17 protein-coding genes are annotated in these 16017 nt (G+C 51.4%); 4 read left to right on the top strand and 13 right to left on the bottom strand.

The window, feature by feature from the left end; all coding sequences use genetic code 11:
* Window positions 1-15: 15 nt before the first annotated feature.
* The 9 genes from murG to rsmH all read right to left on the bottom strand — a co-directional run bounded on the left by murG (window position 16) and on the right by rsmH (window position 10760).
* Entirely contained in the window at window positions 16-1113 is a 1098-nt protein-coding gene (gene murG / locus ACY430_RS01440) for an undecaprenyldiphospho-muramoylpentapeptide beta-N-acetylglucosaminyltransferase (RefSeq protein ID WP_462137125.1), read from the bottom strand.
* On the bottom strand, window positions 1110-2228 hold the full coding sequence (gene ftsW / locus ACY430_RS01445) for a putative lipid II flippase FtsW (protein WP_462137126.1): 1119 nt from the start codon (window positions 2226-2228) through the stop codon (window positions 1110-1112). Before ftsW ends, murG begins: the two co-directional genes overlap by 4 nt.
* Window positions 2209-3546: a UDP-N-acetylmuramoyl-L-alanine--D-glutamate ligase gene (gene murD, locus ACY430_RS01450; RefSeq protein WP_462137127.1), complete on the bottom strand. Its 1338-nt coding sequence runs from the start codon at window positions 3544-3546 to the stop codon at window positions 2209-2211. Before murD ends, ftsW begins: the two co-directional genes overlap by 20 nt.
* Window positions 3547-3554: 8 nt before the next feature.
* Window positions 3555-4700, bottom strand: a complete 1146-nt coding sequence (gene mraY, locus ACY430_RS01455; RefSeq protein ID WP_462137128.1) for a phospho-N-acetylmuramoyl-pentapeptide-transferase — start codon at window positions 4698-4700, stop codon at window positions 3555-3557.
* Complete coding sequence (locus tag ACY430_RS01460) at window positions 4687-6051, bottom strand: UDP-N-acetylmuramoyl-tripeptide--D-alanyl-D-alanine ligase (RefSeq protein WP_462137129.1); 1365 nt, start codon at window positions 6049-6051, stop codon at window positions 4687-4689. The genes mraY and ACY430_RS01460 overlap by 14 nt, the downstream gene beginning before the upstream one ends.
* Window positions 6048-7538 (bottom strand): UDP-N-acetylmuramoyl-L-alanyl-D-glutamate--2,6-diaminopimelate ligase, encoded by a 1491-nt coding sequence (locus ACY430_RS01465; protein WP_462137130.1) that lies wholly within the window; start codon window positions 7536-7538, stop codon window positions 6048-6050. Before ACY430_RS01465 ends, ACY430_RS01460 begins: the two co-directional genes overlap by 4 nt.
* Window positions 7535-9454: a penicillin-binding protein gene (locus ACY430_RS01470; protein ID WP_462137131.1), complete on the bottom strand. Its 1920-nt coding sequence runs from the start codon at window positions 9452-9454 to the stop codon at window positions 7535-7537. Before ACY430_RS01470 ends, ACY430_RS01465 begins: the two co-directional genes overlap by 4 nt.
* On the bottom strand, window positions 9451-9738 hold the full coding sequence (locus tag ACY430_RS01475; protein WP_462137132.1) for a hypothetical protein: 288 nt from the start codon (window positions 9736-9738) through the stop codon (window positions 9451-9453). The genes ACY430_RS01470 and ACY430_RS01475 overlap by 4 nt, the downstream gene beginning before the upstream one ends.
* Before the next feature lie 62 nt (window positions 9739-9800).
* A complete protein-coding gene (gene rsmH, locus ACY430_RS01480) occupies window positions 9801-10760 on the bottom strand; it encodes a 16S rRNA (cytosine(1402)-N(4))-methyltransferase RsmH (protein ID WP_462137133.1) in 960 nt (319 codons plus the stop codon).
* Between the two features lie 89 nt (window positions 10761-10849).
* Between rsmH and ACY430_RS01485 the strand changes: the two genes are divergently transcribed.
* The 3 genes from ACY430_RS01485 to ACY430_RS01495 are packed head-to-tail and all read left to right on the top strand — an operon-like array spanning window position 10850 to window position 12619.
* Window positions 10850-11065: a DUF4911 domain-containing protein gene (locus ACY430_RS01485; RefSeq protein ID WP_462137134.1), complete on the top strand. Its 216-nt coding sequence runs from the start codon at window positions 10850-10852 to the stop codon at window positions 11063-11065.
* Window positions 11062-11979, top strand: a complete 918-nt coding sequence (gene murJ, locus ACY430_RS01490; protein WP_462137135.1) for a murein biosynthesis integral membrane protein MurJ — start codon at window positions 11062-11064, stop codon at window positions 11977-11979. Before ACY430_RS01485 ends, murJ begins: the two co-directional genes overlap by 4 nt.
* Window positions 11945-12619: a lipid II flippase MurJ gene (locus ACY430_RS01495; RefSeq protein WP_462137145.1), complete on the top strand. Its 675-nt coding sequence runs from the start codon at window positions 11945-11947 to the stop codon at window positions 12617-12619. Before murJ ends, ACY430_RS01495 begins: the two co-directional genes overlap by 35 nt.
* On the opposite strand, the gene ACY430_RS01500 is transcribed toward ACY430_RS01495, so the two are convergent.
* The gene (locus tag ACY430_RS01500; RefSeq protein WP_462137136.1) at window positions 12620-12901 is read right to left on the bottom strand and encodes a hypothetical protein; all 282 of its coding nucleotides are present in this window, start codon (window positions 12899-12901) and stop codon (window positions 12620-12622) included.
* A gap of 132 nt (window positions 12902-13033) precedes the next feature.
* Window positions 13034-13594, bottom strand: a complete 561-nt coding sequence (locus ACY430_RS01505; protein ID WP_462137137.1) for a Panacea domain-containing protein — start codon at window positions 13592-13594, stop codon at window positions 13034-13036.
* A gap of 290 nt (window positions 13595-13884) precedes the next feature.
* Between ACY430_RS01505 and ACY430_RS01510 the strand changes: the two genes are divergently transcribed.
* Window positions 13885-14436 (top strand): CC0125/CC1285 family lipoprotein, encoded by a 552-nt coding sequence (locus tag ACY430_RS01510; RefSeq protein WP_462137138.1) that lies wholly within the window; start codon window positions 13885-13887, stop codon window positions 14434-14436.
* A gap of 53 nt (window positions 14437-14489) precedes the next feature.
* Here ACY430_RS01510 and ACY430_RS01515 read toward each other — a convergent pair whose 3' ends face one another.
* Both ACY430_RS01515 and ACY430_RS01520 read right to left on the bottom strand, forming a co-directional pair.
* Window positions 14490-15029, bottom strand: coding sequence for a DUF3226 domain-containing protein (locus ACY430_RS01515; RefSeq protein WP_462137139.1), 540 nt, complete (start codon window positions 15027-15029; stop codon window positions 14490-14492).
* A 3-nt stretch (window positions 15030-15032) separates the two neighbouring features.
* Window positions 15033-16017: AAA family ATPase (locus tag ACY430_RS01520; protein WP_462137140.1), on the bottom strand; the 985-nt coding region annotated here is incomplete at its 5' end.

A 16017-nucleotide genomic window follows, 5' to 3' on the forward strand; every position in this document is an offset into this window, starting at 1 on the left:
TCATCTGCCGGTATTTCATCCGCCGGCAAGCACCTCTATTTCGTTCACAATCCTGCGCGCCGCATCCGGAGCGGCAAACTCCGCCGCCGCACGGGACATTCCCTCCAGACTATTAGAATTAACCAACCTTTTTAAAGTTTCGGCAACCGTTTTTTGAGACAAATCTTTCTCGTCAATCACAACCGCAGCTCCCGCTTTTTCCATCATCTCCGCATTTGAGCGCTGATGCCCGCCTGCGGCAAACGGATAAGGGATAAGAATTGAGGGTTTGGAGAACAGAGATATCTCTGAAACCGCTCCCGCTCCCGCCCGTGATATTACCACGCTCGCCCGCACGTAAAAGTCCGCCACTGAGGGGTTGAAATCAAACACAATCGCCTCAACCCCGGTGACGGCGTAAGCCCTTTCAACCTCACCCGCCGCGCCCGCGCCGGTCTGGTGAACAACCTTCACGTTTTTTGCCACGCCCTTTTTGAAAGCCGCCACGGCGGCGGGAACAAAGCGGTTGAGCGCATCCGCCCCCTGGCTTCCGCCAAGAACAAAAATCGTAAAATCGCCTCCGCCTGCTTGCGTGTTCGCGGCGCGGCGCGCGGCGGCGCAAAGTTCCGGACGGGCGGGATTGCCTACAACACGAATTTTTTCAGGCGCAAAACGCGTGCGCGAACGGCCCGGCGGCGGAAAGGAAAGAAAAACCCTGCGCGCGATTTTTCCGAGCATTCTGTTGGCAAGCCCCGGAACGCTGTTCTGTTCGCAAATCGCGAGCGGAATTCCGAGAAAGCGCGCCGCCGCGAGCGCGGGAAATGACGCATAGCCGCCCATTCCCACCACCACATGCGGAGCAAATTTTTTCAAGATAAAAAGCGACTGCGCTATTCCCGCAGCCGTCAAAAACGCGCCCGAAACCGCCCGCGCAACACCTCCCTGCACGACTGCGCCGCCACTGACGGAGCGGAACGCATAGCCCTCTTTCGGCACCACACGGCTTTCAAGCCCGCCCCGGGTTCCTATAAAAAGAACCTCGTTTGAGGGGCTCCGTTCCGTTATCTCGCCCGCGATCGCGAGAGACGGAAAAACATGCCCTCCCGTTCCGCCGCCCGCTATCAAAACCCTCATCGCCTCCGCACCCTCGCCCGCGACACGCCCAGAATGGCGCCGACCGCGCCAAGACTGACCACAAGCGAGGTGCCGCCGTAACTGAGAAACGGCAGGGTCAACCCCTTTGTGGGCAGAAGAGACAGCGCGACAGCCATGTTCAGCGTCGCCTGAAAAACTATGAGAAAAGTGAAGCCCATAACCAGATAAAACCCGAAAAGGTCGGGAGCGGTAACGGCTATTTTAAAGCTTCGGTACAAAATTATCCCAAACGCCACAATCACAACCACGACTCCGGCAAAACCAAGCTCCTCGCCGATTATGGAAAGAATAAAATCGGTGTGCGCCTGAGGGAGAAAAAACAGTTTCTGGTTGCTCGCGCCGAGCCCCTGCCCAAACAGCCCTCCGAGGCTGAATGCCATAATTGACTGAACCGCCTGATAGCCGGAATCAAAATAGTTCGCCCACGGGTCAAGAAACGACAGCAGGCGGGTCTGGCGGTATGGCTCAATCCAGACCGCGAAAACCGCGAAACACATCACCCCGCCGACCAGCGCGGACAGGTGGGAAATTTTCGCTCCGCCGAGAAAAAGCATAATTCCCGTAATTGAAAGAATTATGAACGCCGTTCCGAAGTCCGGCTCAACAAATATCAACCCCGCATAAACGCCGCCGAGTATCAGGTGGGGAACAATTCCACGAAGGAAGTTTGTCATCTTCCCGCTTTTGCGCGAGAGGGATTCCGCCATATAGAGAAAGAAAATGAACTTCGCGAACTCTGAGGGCTGAAATGTGAATCCGCCGAGCGACAACCATCTTCTCGCACCGAAAACCTCTTTGCCAACACCTTCAAACAGAACCGCTATCAGGGGAATAAGCCATAAAAAGTAAGCGGGTACGGCGATTTTTTTAAGCCGCCTGTAATCCATCAGCGAAACCACCGTCATAACGACAAGCCCCACGAACAGATACACCGCCTGCAGTTTGAAAAACCTCCATGAATCACCGTACTCTTCAAGGGCGTAAACCGAGCTTGTGCTGTAAACCATAAGTGCGCCGGCAAGCGAAAGCGCGACCACGACAATCATCAGCGTGTAATCAAAACCCTGCGGGCTTCTATCCGAATCTCTTAACAATTTTTTTGAACTCCCTGCCTCTTTCCTCAAATGACGAAAACATATCAAAACTTGAACACGCGGGCGAGAAAAGTATTGAACCCCCCGGGCACGCTTCGGACACTGCGATTTCAACCGCATTTTGAAGAGAGTCCGCGGTAAAGGTTTTTGTGAGTGTGCCGAGTTCCGACATCATCGCCCGCTGTGCCTCACCGAAAAGCACAAGGGAGGAAACCTTGCTTCGCACGGGCTCGCGCAGGATGGAAAAACCGGTTTTTTTGTCCTTGCCGCCCGAAATCAGAACAACCGGCTTATCAAGGGCGGTGAGAGCGGCGGCGGCGGCGGCGGGATTGGTTGATTTTGAATCGTCGTAAACACGGGCGCCGCGCACCTCGCTTACAAACTCCATTCTGTGCGGCGGCGGGGAAAACTCTCTCACTGCGGCGACGGTTTTTTCAGGTTCACAACCGAGTATGGAAGCGACCGCGATTGCCGCCATCGCGTTTTCCATGTTATGCCGCCCTTGCAGTTTTGAGGCGGAAAGGTCGTATTTTTCACCTCTAAAAAAAACCGTCCGCCCGTCCAGGGTTGCGCAACCCGGATGCTCGCCGGTGAGTTCCGAATTGAAGAGAACTTTTTTCGCGCTCAAGTCGCCGAGCATTGCGGCGACTTCAGAGTCCGCGCCGTTGGCAACCGCCCAGTCATCCGGTGTCTGGTTTGCAAAAATTCTTTTTTTTGACAGCACGTAGTCTTCGTAATTTGGATGAACATCAAGATGGTTTGGTGAGATGTTGAGCAAAACCGCCACTGCCGGCTTGAAAGCGAAAGTGGTTTTGAGTTGAAAACTGCTTGTTTCAAGCAACGCTAAATCATAAGCGCTTTCGTTTCCGACTGCGTTGATAAAAGGGTCGCCGAAGTTTCCGCCGATAAAGGGTTTTTTGCCGCACGCCTTGAGAATGTGTCCGATGAGCCCGGTGGTGGTGGTTTTGCCGTTTGAGCCCGTAACAGCCACAACCGCAAGCCCGCACAAGGCGGAAGAAAGCTCCATCTCGCCAATAACGCGAGCGCCCGCGCGCTGTGCGGCGCGGACGGGTTCAATCTCAAGAGGAACTCCCGGGCTCAGAACAACCGTTTGGGCTTGCGCAAAAATGCCTTCGCTGTGCCCTCCCGTCTGCAGTTTCACTCCCAGTTTTTCAAGTTCCGCCGCTCCGGCGATTTCGCCCGCATCCCTTAAATCACTTGCCGTTACATCGGCTCCCGCGCGGGCAAGAAATCCGCTTACGGCAACTCCGGTCTTTCCCAGACCGACAACGAGAAACTTTTGTCCCTTTACTCTCATAACTTCCGCTACCTGACTTTCAAAGTCGCGAGCGCCATCAGAGCGAGAACAAAAGAAACTATCCAAAAGCGGATGACTATTTGCGATTCGTGCCAGCCCGTTTTTTCAAAATGGTGATGCAGAGGCGTCATTTTGAACAACCGCCTCCCGCCTGTGGAACGGAAAAACAGCACCTGAGCCAGCACCGAAACTGTTTCGGCGACAAATATGCCGCCGATTATGATGAGCAGAATCTCCTGTTTGGTAACAAGCGCGGCAAGCCCTATGGATGCTCCGAGTGCAAGTGAGCCCGTATCTCCCATGAAAACCCGCGCGGGATAGGCGTTGTGCCACAAAAAGCCCAGACACGCGCCGCCCACTGCGGCAAGAAAAACGGCAAACTCCCCCGCACTGCTGACATGGGGAATGTGAAGATAGTTCGCGAGATTCACGTTGCCCGCCACAAAAGCCAGAATGTAGTAAGCGCCGACCGTAACGATTATTGAACTGATGGCGAGCCCGTCAAGCCCATCGGTGAGATTGACCGCATTTGAAGTCCCTATCGTAACAAAAAGCGCGAGAAGAAAATAAACCCAGCCGAACTCAAAAACCGCATCCTTGAAAAACGGAAATGCGACCGAAGTGAAAGAATACTCTCTGGCTTCCTCGCCCGCCCGAACATACATCGTGAAGCCACCTTCCTGAATTCGCAGAAATATGAAAACCAGAACCACCGCCGCCGCGCACTGAACAAAAAACTTGAGACCCGCGCTCATTCCGCGCGAGCGGGACAATTTCATACGGTCATCAACAAACCCTATAAAACCGAACACTGCGGTAAAAACAATTGAAAAAACAACAACCGGCTCCGTCAGGTTGCCCCACAAAAGTGTTGAAATGATTATTCCAAAAACTATGAACAGCCCGCCCATTGTCGGCGTGCCGGATTTAACCGCGTGCCCGGCGGGACCGTCGGGGCGGATTTTTTCGCGGATTTTTTCGCGCTCAAGAAACGAAATAACTCTGCCGCCCAGAAGCACGGAAAGGAAAAAGGCGAACACCCCGGAACCGAAAGAACGGAAAGTCACATACTGGAACATATTGAGTATCGGCAAGTCTTCTTTGAGTAAGTGAAGAAGGTAAAACATTTGAGTTTTCGGATTACCGCCCGCCAATCAGCCGCGCGATTTTCTCCATTGCCATCGCGCGCGACCCTTTGATGAGAATAAAGTCGCCGCGCCGCGCGACTCTCTTGATTATATCAGCCGCCTCTTCATGAAACACCGTTTTTTCAACGCGGACACTCTCCCCCACGCCGGAGCAGATATGCCGCGCCTCTTCGCCGAACGCTATGAGAACATCCACTCCGCACCGGGCGGCTTTTTCGCCCGCCTCACGGTGGTATTGTCCGCTCAAATCACCGAGTTCAAGCATATCTCCAAGAACCGCTATTGCCCTGCCGCCTGATTTTTTCACCCGCCCCAACTCCTCAAGCGCGGCGGCAACCGAATCGGGATTGGCGTTGTAGCAGTCATTTATCAAAACCGCCCCGCCGGGAAGCTCATAAACCTGCATCCTCATTTCCGCCGGAGTAAAATTGCCTATCCCCCCGGCTATTTCGTCCGGGGAAAGACCGAGCAACAGCCCCAGAGCGGACGCACACAGAAAATTCATAACATTATGCGCCCCCGCAACCGGAGCCGTTACGGGAAATTCGCGACCGCGTATTTTCATCGTAAAACTCACCGAGCGGGACGAGCAGACTATGTCCGCCGCCGAAACTTCCGCTGAAGAATCGCGGACGGAAAAACCCGCCTTGCCGCAGTCAAGCGCGGACGCGATTTCAACAGTGAGCGGGTCGTCCAGATTGACGGCGAAACCGCACTGTTTTCCAAAAGAGCGGAACAGGCGCGATTTTTCACGGGCGATTTTCTCTTTGCTTCCGAACCTGCCTATGTGCGCCGCGCCGATGTTTGTAACCGTGCCGATGTCAGGGCGCGCGATGCGCTCAAGTCCGTCCATCTCTCCGGGAGTGTTTATGCCCACTTCGGCGACGCAAATTTCGCGCTCCGCATCGGTTTCAAGCAAAGTCAGGGGCAGCCCCAGATGGTTGTTAAAACTCTTCCTGCTTGCAACCGCGCTGCGCCCCGCCGCGCTCAAAATGCCCGCAAGCGCTTGTTTGGTGGTGGTTTTTCCGCTTGAGCCGGTTACGCAGACAATTTTTGAATTTTTGAGTTTATCTCTCCATTCAGACGCCATATCCGCCAGAGCGCGGACGGTTGAGGGAACGAAAATCAGAGGCGCATCAGGCAAAGACCGTGCGCCGTTCTCAACGACCGCCGCCGCCGCGCCGGCTTCAAAAGCCGCCCCGACATGGTCATGCCCGTCGCCGCCGCCTTTAATGGCAAAAAAAAGATCGCCGCGCCGCAGAGTTCTTGAATCAATGGAAACTCCGCCATACGCGGCCGGGAAAACCCCCTCCGCGCGCGCGTGTGTGGATTGCAGAACAAAAGTGTGATCTATCAAATCGCATCCTCTCTTTCTTTAAGAAAATCCGCCGCGCACAGCCTGTCGTCAAAAGGGGTTTTTTCGCCGCCGATGTGTTGGTATCTCTCATGCCCTTTGCCCGCGATGAGAACAAAATCACCCGGAGCTGCGGAGAAAATCGCGTAACGTATGGCTTCGTGTCTGTCGGGGATTTTCACCGTTTCGCACCCGCCCGCGACAACTCCGGATTCAATTTCGTCAATTATCGCGGCAGGAGATTCGCTTCGCGGATTGTCGGAAGTCAGAACCGCGACATCGCAATTCAAACTCGCCACGCGCCCCATCGCGGGGCGTTTGCTTCTGTCTCTGTCACCGCCGCATCCGAACACAACAAACATCTTTCCCCGGCACAGCGGACGAACCGCTTTGACAATACTTTCAAGCGCGTCTGCGGTGTGAGCGTAATCCACAAAAACATCAATCGCGCCGCTGTTTTCGACCCTTTCAAGCCTTCCGGGCACGAACACGCCGGACGACAAAGCGCGGGCGACTTCATCGGGAGCGGAGCCGAGGCACAGAGCGCAACCCGCGGCGGCAAGCAGGTTGGAAAGGTTGTGGGCGCCGATGAGGTTTGAACTGATTTTGAGGTTTCCCCACGGGGTGCGGAGCGCGGCCGAGATTCCGTCCCTGCCGGTGGAAAAGGACTCGGCAAAAACTTCGGCGGATGCGTTTTCAGCGGAAAAAGACACGGCTTCGCCCGTAGTGTCCCGCGCTATTTCGGCGCCGGTCTTATCGTCAATATTGATGACCGCGAACTTGTTTTTTTTCGCGCTTCTTTCAAGCAATCCGGTGAAAAGCCGTTTTTTGACGTCGGCATAACTGCGCAAATCACCGTGGTAGTCCAGATGCTCCGGCGTGAGATTTGTGAAAACCGCCGCGTCAAACTCGCAACCTTCAACCCTTTTTTCGTTTATGGCGTGGGACGAAACCTCCATACAAACCCTGTCCGCGCCTCCTGCGGACATGAGAGAGAAAAAATTTTGCAACTCAACCGCGCCGGGCGTGGTCATCTGCGCTTCTTCGAGTAAATCACCGAACCGTATCTCCACCGTGCCTATCATCGCGGGCTTGTGCCCGAGCCGCTCCCAGACCGAATGCAGAAGGTGGCAGACGGTTGTTTTCCCGTTCGTGCCCGTAACTCCCGCAAGTGTGAACCCGCGGGACGGATAACCGTGAAAAACGCAAGCCGCCAGCGCGGCGGCGGCTTTGGAATCCCCGGCGAGCGCGGCGGAGATTTTCAAACCACTGAGCCGTTTCTGCGTTATCACCGCCGATGCTCCGCGCGAAACCGCTTCGGCAACATACTTATGGCCGTCTGTAACGGCTCCCCTGACGGCGACAAAAAGGTCTCCGGGCGAAACCTCGGACGAATGGACGCAAATCCCGCTCACACGCGCTGCGGGGTCTCCCGCGTAAATCTCACAATCAATCGCGGAGGCAATCTCGGAAAAACTCATCGCGCTCATGTGGGGTCTCCCGAAAAAGAAACCGAGCATTTGCGCCCTTTTTTAATCAGAGAACCCGATGACGGGGTCTGTTTGACGGCGAACCCGTGCCCGCTGATTCTCAGGTTGACGCCCGCTTGTTCCGCCCACTGCGCCACTTCCCGCACGCTTTTGCCGCGTAAATTCGGCATTGAAAATGGCTTCTCCGCAGGTGTGGAACCGTTTGAAGCGGCTCGCACCTCAAACATTCCGAGCGTCCTTTTCGCTATGGCGCTGAATATGGGCGCGGCGGCTTGAGAGCCGTATTTGAACCTTTTTGGTCTGTTTATGATGATAACAAGCGCCATCTGCGGGTCTTCAACCGGGGCGAAACCGAGAAAAGAGGAAACATACTCGCTTTCCAGATAGCCCTTTCCGTCGGGGCGCGCTATCTGTGCGGTTCCGGTTTTTCCGGCAACGGAGTATCCGCGCACCGCCGCCCTTTTGCCGGTTCCCCTCTCAACCACCTGCTCCATTATGCCCGCCATTGTGCGGGCCACATCGTAGGAAATCACCTTGCCCTTCACCTTCGGATTTCTTCTGACAATCAGGTTTCCTCCGGTGTCCGCCACGCTGTCAACTATGTAGGGAGCCATCAGGTAACCGCCGTTTGCTATTGCGGAAATCGCCGTGGCCATCTGAAGCGCGTTCACCGTGAGCCCCTGCCCGAAGGAGATTGTAGCGAGCCCCAGTCTGCCCCACTGATTCGGGCGCGGAACTATGCCCCTGTGCTCGCCGGGAAGTCTTGTTCCGCTTCGCGCTCCCAGACCGAATGCGAGCAGATATTTGTGATAAATCTCAGGTCCCACAAGTTCGGCAATTTTTGACGAGCAGATGTTGCTTGAAAAAACTATTGTGTCGGTAACGGTAAGTTTTCCGTGCGGGGAGCTGTCCCGGATTTCGGTGGCGCCGATTCTGCGTTTTCCGTTTTCACAGTCAAAAACCGTCCGCTCATTCACAACCCCCTCCTCAATGGCGGAGGCAACCAGAAACGGCTTGATTATTGAGCCCGGCTCAAACGCCTGCCAGACGGGCAGGTTTCTCTGCTCAATCTGCGAATAATCGGTAAAACGGTTCGGATCAAAAAACGGATAGGACGCCATCGCGAGTATGCGTCCGGTGCGCGGCTCCATAAGCACCGCGCCGCCGCTTTGCGCGCCGGTGCGCTCAACGCCCTTTTTAAGTTCCTCCTCAACCACATACTGAATGTCTGAATCCACAGTGAGGCGAACATCCGCGCCGCTTGTCTGTTCAAGCACGTTGGGGGTGTGAAAAAGCATCGAGCCGCCTCTGCCGTCGCGCTTGACCCGGACTCTCATGTTTTTTCCGGTCAGGTGTCTGTTGAGCGAATACTCAAGCCCTTCAATTCCGCGCAGGTCGGTGTCGGCAAAGCCCACAACCGGCCCCAGAAGGTTGCCCTGCGGATAAACCCTCTGCTGTTCGCTTATAAAAGCGAGCCCTTTAATGTCCGCTTTTTTGAGTTTCTCAAAAACCTCTTCGGGCATCTTCCTTTGAAGCCAGGCAAAAGACCTGTTGCTCTTGCCGGCAAGGGACAGAATTCGCTCGTAGTCAAAACCCGCGATTTCCGAAAGCGCGCGCGAAAACTGTTCGGGGTCTTCAATGTCGGACGGGATTAGATACGCGGAATGAGACCGCTTGCTTGAGGCGATAAGCACGCCGGACGAGTCAAAAATCCCGCCCCGTTTTGATTTGAGCGTCAAATATCCGACTTGCTGTTTTTTCGCGTGGTTGAACGCCTTTTCGGTGTTAAGAAACTGCAAGTCAAGCGCACGGTAGGCAATTATGAGAAAAAAAACGCCGAAAAACGCGGCACAGACGAATATCCGGCGTTTTGAAACGCCGTTTTTCGTGCTGTTTTTTCCGGAAGACACTCTCATCGCGGATCTTCATCCACGCCGAGCTCCGATTCGTAGATAAAATCCGAGCGTCCCGGCTCCCTGAAACCTTTTTTCGCCGCGAGTTCTCTGAGTTTTTTGCTTGAAAAAACTTCCGTGTAGCGCAACTCCGCCGCGGCTTCCTCTTCTATAAGCAATTTCTCCCTGCGCACATTTTCAGAAATCTCATACGCAAGCGCCACCTTCTCAATCCGCAAACGCAGGTATCCGGCGGCAATCACCACAACCGCGCAGCAAACCACAAGCGTCTTGAAAAAAAACGACATTTTCCGCAGAAAAAGCCATCTCCGCCGCGCTTTTGCCTTTGTTTTTTGCACGATTTTCCCGGTTAAATCTTTTCCGCAACCCTCATTTTGGAACTGCGCGCGCGCGGGTTTTTCCGAACCTCGGACGCGCCCGGCAAAACGGGCTTTCGCACTGTCACTTTGAGGATTTGCTTCTTTCCGCACCCGCACAGCGGAAGATCCGGAGGGCAAATGCAAGTTGCGCTCATTAAATTAAAAGCCCGTTTCACGACCCTGTCTTCAAGCGAATGAAAGGAGATTATCACAATCCTTGAGCCCGCGGAGAGCAGGGGAACGGCCTTTTGCAGAAAAACTTCAAGGCTGGAAATTTCATCGTTAACATGGATTCTGAGCGCCTGAAAAACGCGAGTCGCGGGGTGCGTGCGCGGAGGATGAAATTTCACCGGAATGGAGCCCGCGACAATCAGCGCAAGTTCACGCGCGGTCTCAAGCGGTTTTTTCTCACGGCTTCTTACAATCGCGTTCGCGATTTTGAACGCAAATTTTTCTTCGCCGTATTTTTTTATAATCCCCGCAAGTTCGCGCGCGGACAAAGTGTTCACAATATCGGCCGCCGCCTCTCCGTGCGCGGGATTCATTCTCATATCAAGCGGCTCGTCCGCGGTGAAACTAAAACCCCTTCCGCTTCGCTTAATCTGGCGGCTTGATATACCGAGGTCGGCTATTATGCCGTCCACAGAAAGCGTGCCGCAAGACCGCGCCACCTCTTCAATATCGGTGAAGTTTGAATTCACAACCTCCACGCGCCCACTGAAGCGTTCCAGCCGCTTTTTCGCCTCCGCCGCCGAGTCGGGGTCTGAGTCAATGCCTATTACTTTCACTCCATCCGCGGACGAAAGAATGGCTTCGGAATGACCGCCCATGCCAAGCGTGGCGTCAACATAGATTTTGCCGGGACGGGGATCAAGGTATGAAACCGCCTCCTCAAGCATTACGGGACTGTGTAAAGTCTCGTCTGTAAGAGGGTCCGGGGCGGTTTTCATCTGATTGCTCCGTTAGTATAATGCGTGCTGTCGGCACAAGGCAACATTGTTATTCTTACTCTTTCGCAAGCCCGCTGGCGGAGATTTTTTTGAGCGTCTTCACATTGAAACTGAGAGACCGGAGCGACAACGTTGTTCTCGCTTCAATTCTGGGCGGATATTCACACATTATGTGGATCAGAACGGAAAATTCCGCCGTGAAGATTTTCACCACACCGGACTTTGAGAAAGAAACGCGGCGAATTCTTCTGGATCTCCAAAAAGAGGTTGGTTTTGAGTTTGCGGACACCGAAGAGAAGCGATGAACCACGCGTCTGACACCGGAAAAAACATCCTGCACAACTGGGGAATGGTCGGCGGGCTGACGTTTGCGAGCAGAATTGTGGGCTACGCGCGGGACCTCGTAATCGCCTACTTTCTCGGAGCGGGCTTTCAGAGCGATGCGTTTTATGTCGCGTTCCGCATACCGAACCTGTTGCGACGGCTGTTCGCCGAGGGAATGCTGTCCGCGTCTTTTATTCCGGTTTTCACCGAACACATAAAAAAACACGGCGCGCAAAGCGCACGCGAGGGTTTTTCGGCAACCCTGACCGTTCTGCTCGTCGCGCTTGGCGTGGCAACGGTTCTGGGCGTTGTGTTCGCGCCGCAAATCATACGGCTGTTCGCGTCCGGTTTCGGGACTGAATCTTTTGAGCTTGCGGTTTCGCTTCTGCGCCTGATGTTTCCCTACATCATTCTTGTTTCGTTTGCGGCGATTTCAATGGGCGCGCTTAATTCGGTCGGACATTTTTTCGCGCCCGCGTTCTCGCCCCTGCTTTTCAACCTGGCTTTCATAGCGGGGCTGGTCTTTTTTCACGACCGGTGGTCGGAGCCGGCAATTGCGGCTGGGCTGGGCGTTCTCGCGGGCGGCGCGCTACAGGGCGTGATAAACATTCCTTTCCTGAAATCGCACGGGCTTGCCCCCCGGCTCGGCGGCGTTTTCAAACACTCGCCTCTGCTCAAAAAAATAGGTGTTTTGATGCTGCCCCAACTGTTCGGGGTCGCGGTCTATAATCTCAACATTATCGTCAACACTCAATACGCCTCGTATATGGAGAGGGGAACCGTGTCGTATCTTTACTTCGCCGAGCGGTTGACGGAGTTTCCCCTCGGCATCGGCGCGGTCCGCGATTGCCACTGTTTTTCTGCCCCGCCTTTCGGCGCGCGCGGCGGACAATGACATGACGGGCTTCAGGACGGACTACGCCGGGCTGCTCAAAATGACGCTGTTCATAACCCTGCCCGCGCTCGCGGGGCTTGCCGTGCTCGCAAATCCAATCTGCTCGGTTCTGTTTGAAAGGGGGGAATTCACAAGTTCTGACGCGCTTTTTTCATCGCAGGCGCTCGTTGGATATGCCGCCGGGGTCTGGGCGGTCGCGGGAATAAGGATTACGGCTCCGGCTTTTTTTGCGTTACAGGACACAAAAACCCCCGTCCGCGCGGCGGCAATCGCGCTTGTAATAAATCTCGCGCTCGGCTACCTGTTGGGCTTTGAGCTTGGCTTGAAGCACACGGGGCTCGCGCTCGCGAGTTCGGTGGCGGCGGCGGTCAATTTCCTTATTCTTCTGCGTCTTCTGGACAAAAGAGTGGGAGAAATTACCGAACGGGGCTTTTGGGTCTGGCTGGTAAAAATAGCGGGTGTTTCGGCTTTGTCGGCGGCCGTGGCGAAACTCATCTACGAAACTGCAAACGGCTTCGCACCGCAAACCGTAGCCCTTGCAGTTGCGATAGCGGCGGCGGCGGCGCTGTTTATACTTGCCGCAAAAATGCTGAAAATTGAAGAAGCGGGAAAATTGATTGGAATGGTGAGGGGGCGATGATTATTGGGACATTGCGAGGCGGTAGAATTCCAAGGCTGTTTTCGGAGTGTACGGCGATTTTTCAAGACCTTCGCATATCAAATCAAGCAGTTCTCTGTCTATTGAAGTTGTAAACTTTGCTTCTCCGCTCCCGATAGATGCTTTCATATATTCAACAGACTTGACTATTGAGTGCCTGTAAGAGACATGACTTTTCTGCCTTAAAAACGGGTGTTCACCCTTGTTAATGGGGCAGGTTTTGTCATAAGGAACTCCCGGTATGATGCGGGAAAAACTAACCAAAAGAACCTCTTTGCAGTTACTTTCTTCAACAAAAACAGGCGGTGTAAGCAAGACAAAAAGGTGTTTTGAGTTAGGTGAAGGTATAGACAACAGAAAAGTTGTTCCCCTTATCGGGATAAACAATTTTCCACTCTACCTTTTTGAGAAAACTCTTTCTATGGATCTGTCAACTTCAAACTGTTCTTTCAAATGCCTCGCTTGAAGTTTGGAAAAGCCAAGATCACTGAACAGAGTGTCAAACTTGATTAAAACGGAAGAATCTCCGGGGTCTTCATATTCTGGGAGTTTGTGCGTGTGGTCTCTTATTTGCCATCTATTCATATGCCCGAACTCTTTCCAAACGGAATCCAGAACTTCTTCTTCGGCTCTGCTGAGTTGGAGCAAACCATCAACAGTCAAATCACTATTAACCAAAGAAACAGTATGTTTCTCTATTGGGCAAATCATGCTGTTCCAACCTTTTGGCGCAGACTTTTTTGTTCCGTTCATTAGGTTCAAAGTACCTGAAAGAACGGGACCATGAGGCATTGAAACCATTTGGTCTCCGGATATTGAAAAACCATGCCGAAGAAAAGATTCCCTGTCGGACAGGTAAAGAAGTTTCATCAACTTCAGGTGAGACATAGCCCCATCTTCAACTTGAAGAAGAAAGTAAGCCGCCATCTCAGCCACTTTCCGTTCATTGATTACCATTGTTTAGTGTTCCCCTCAAACCGTTCTGACGCTTCTATTCTAAACACCTATAATTTTTTTTCAACAGGAAAGTTCAATGCCTACTTAGAGTTAGTTTTACGCTAAATCATTGACCTAGCTCAAACCTTTATATATTTTAAAACTCGGCACTTATCCACAGATACCCGCTTGTCGGGTCTCTGATGAATATAAAACTCTGTTCGCAGAGAAATAGTCAGGCTTTTCTCAATCTGTTGGGTAAGTGCCAAGACCCGGCGCCGTAATGCGCCTTAAAAAAGGAGGTTCTTGGTATGAGAATCAAAACTGTTGGCGTTTTACTTCTTTGTCTTTTACTCACTTCATGTCTCGCAACGCCATATCAAAAATCGGGATTTAGAGGTGGATTTACAGAAACACAACTTGCTCCTGATGTTTTTCGTGTGAGATTCACCGGAAACGCTTTTACTTCAAGGGATCGTGCACAAGAGTTCACCCTGTTAAGGGTATCAGAGCTGTGCTTTGATAATGGCTTTGCATACTTCGCAATTGGCGATGAAAGCAACCAAGTCACACAGCATACGGTTCAAACCGCCCCTGCAACTTCCCATACAACAAGTAGCGGAACAACATATGAAAGTGGGACAGTAAGTTCTCACGGTTATGGACAGGCAAGGTATTCAGGCTCTGCAGACTCGCATGGTTCAAGTACAACAACTTACGAACCTGCGAAATTTACAAATCTCTTCAAACCAAACAGCTATATGCTAGTGCGTTGTTTTAAGAAAAAACCAGACGACAGATATGTATTTGATGGGCGATTTCTAATAAAAAGCCTCAAAACCAAGTACAAAATTAAGGATTAGGCAAAAGAAGAGTGTATAAAACAATACTCCGAAGTTTTAATATTACTTGAATATTATACTAACTCTCTTTCAAGAAATTCTCTTAAAGGGGTCAGAGCATCATTTTCAAAGTCCCAACAATCGCTTTTGAAATGATCCTCTTTTTTATCTTGAATTCCAAGTGCTTCTCTATAAGAGTAAATCTTTGCTTTTAAATCCGGATGCTCATAATTGATGTTTTTATTTGACAAACATTTTTTGTACTCTTCAAAACAATCAAATATGTCTTTGTGCTCCAAATTGATGATTTCTTCTAAGAGGTTTTCCAGATTCCCCTTTAATTCATTGTCAGGAAAAAGAAAAATTTTCACGTCCAAGTTGCCCAGTGTTCTTTTAATGAAAGATTGGGTATTGTTGAAATCATTTTCAGCATCTAAAATCACCAAGACTTTTGACCCTCTATCCAGTTTTTTCTCTATAGAGGGGCGGGTCAAGTTGCCTCGTCCGCCCAAGTCTTTTATACACTTAGAAATTCTTAGGTTTAGATGTAAAATATAAGACTTTAAAAAAAGGCGGTCCTCTTCACCCTCAACAAATATAAAAACATTTGGCATTTTCTAATGGCGGATGTCGGTATTAGAATCCAAAGATTTTCTGATTTGATCGGGAGAATATTTGTACGCCTTCATTTCATCGTGGTCGTTTTTTTCCAAAGAAAAACACGCGACAGAATTCTCAACCCCTCCGGGAAACAACTCACTACTCTTTTCAGACAACTCAGCAAGACTTTTGATTACATCATTGCTATGGGTAGTAAGAAAAATCTGCGTATCTGCCTGCGCCGAAATTTCAAGAATCATTTTCAACATATTATGCACAGAAGACACATGGAGTCCATTTTCAATTTCGTCAACCATTAAAACTCCACTTCTGGTTCCATATACGCAAGAAAGGATATATAGAATTCTCGGTAGCCCATCTCCAAGAAGATTAATTGGAATAAAATTATCCAGTCCTATATCAACCATAACAACTCCTCTGAAGTTCATCATAATGTCTTGAATTTTTGGTTCTATAGACTGAAGCCATTGTAAAATAATATCTTTACGCTTCTGATTAAGCATATCGTTAACAAGTCCTGGTTCGTATGGAGCAGCTTTACTATGCACGAATTTACCTGTCAAAGTCTCCCTATAATCCGGGTCTGAACTAAACGCAAATTGCGTGCCGACTTCCAAAACCGCCGTTGCATCAGAAAAATTATTTTTGGAATCAGATTTAGAGAATTTCTGTTTAAGCCCTAGTAAGGGTTGTTCCGTCTCTGAACCCAAAATTTTAGTTTGTTTAACATTCTTGCCATTGCTACCGTCTTTTTCGCCAACAGGTTTTGAAACCACCTGTTCACTACCAAAACTTCTAGAAAGGATGGGATCAATCTCAAGTTTTCTATTCTTTGTTTCTTGAACCCCTAATATTTGAATTGTTTTTTCATGGTTTTGTTTATAAAAGTAGTCTCTGAAGTCAGAGCTTTCATTAAGTATTATGCCTCTAATATTCCCTATCCCTATTGCCAAACTAGGATTTGACATCCCCGACAAGAGA

The organism is Candidatus Mycalebacterium sp., from assembly GCF_977828045.1.

Excerpts from the sequence above, each read along its gene's own strand:
- murJ (WP_462137135.1), top strand. The coding sequence starts at position 11,062 with ATGAACCACGCGTCTGACACCGGAAAAAACATCCTGCACAACTGGGGA.
- ACY430_RS01505 (WP_462137137.1), bottom strand. The coding sequence starts at position 13,594 with ATGGTAATCAATGAACGGAAAGTGGCTGAGATGGCGGCTTACTTTCTT.
- ACY430_RS01515 (WP_462137139.1), bottom strand. The coding sequence starts at position 15,029 with ATGCCAAATGTTTTTATATTTGTTGAGGGTGAAGAGGACCGCCTTTTT.
- ACY430_RS01510 (WP_462137138.1), top strand. The coding sequence starts at position 13,885 with ATGAGAATCAAAACTGTTGGCGTTTTACTTCTTTGTCTTTTACTCACT.
- ACY430_RS01475 (WP_462137132.1), bottom strand. The coding sequence starts at position 9,738 with ATGTCGTTTTTTTTCAAGACGCTTGTGGTTTGCTGCGCGGTTGTGGTG.
- murD (WP_462137127.1), bottom strand. The coding sequence starts at position 3,546 with ATGAGAGTAAAGGGACAAAAGTTTCTCGTTGTCGGTCTGGGAAAGACC.
- ACY430_RS01465 (WP_462137130.1), bottom strand. The coding sequence starts at position 7,538 with ATGAGCGCGATGAGTTTTTCCGAGATTGCCTCCGCGATTGATTGTGAG.
- ACY430_RS01470 (WP_462137131.1), bottom strand. The coding sequence starts at position 9,454 with ATGAGAGTGTCTTCCGGAAAAAACAGCACGAAAAACGGCGTTTCAAAA.
- rsmH (WP_462137133.1), bottom strand. The coding sequence starts at position 10,760 with ATGAAAACCGCCCCGGACCCTCTTACAGACGAGACTTTACACAGTCCC.
- murG (WP_462137125.1), bottom strand. The coding sequence starts at position 1,113 with ATGAGGGTTTTGATAGCGGGCGGCGGAACGGGAGGGCATGTTTTTCCG.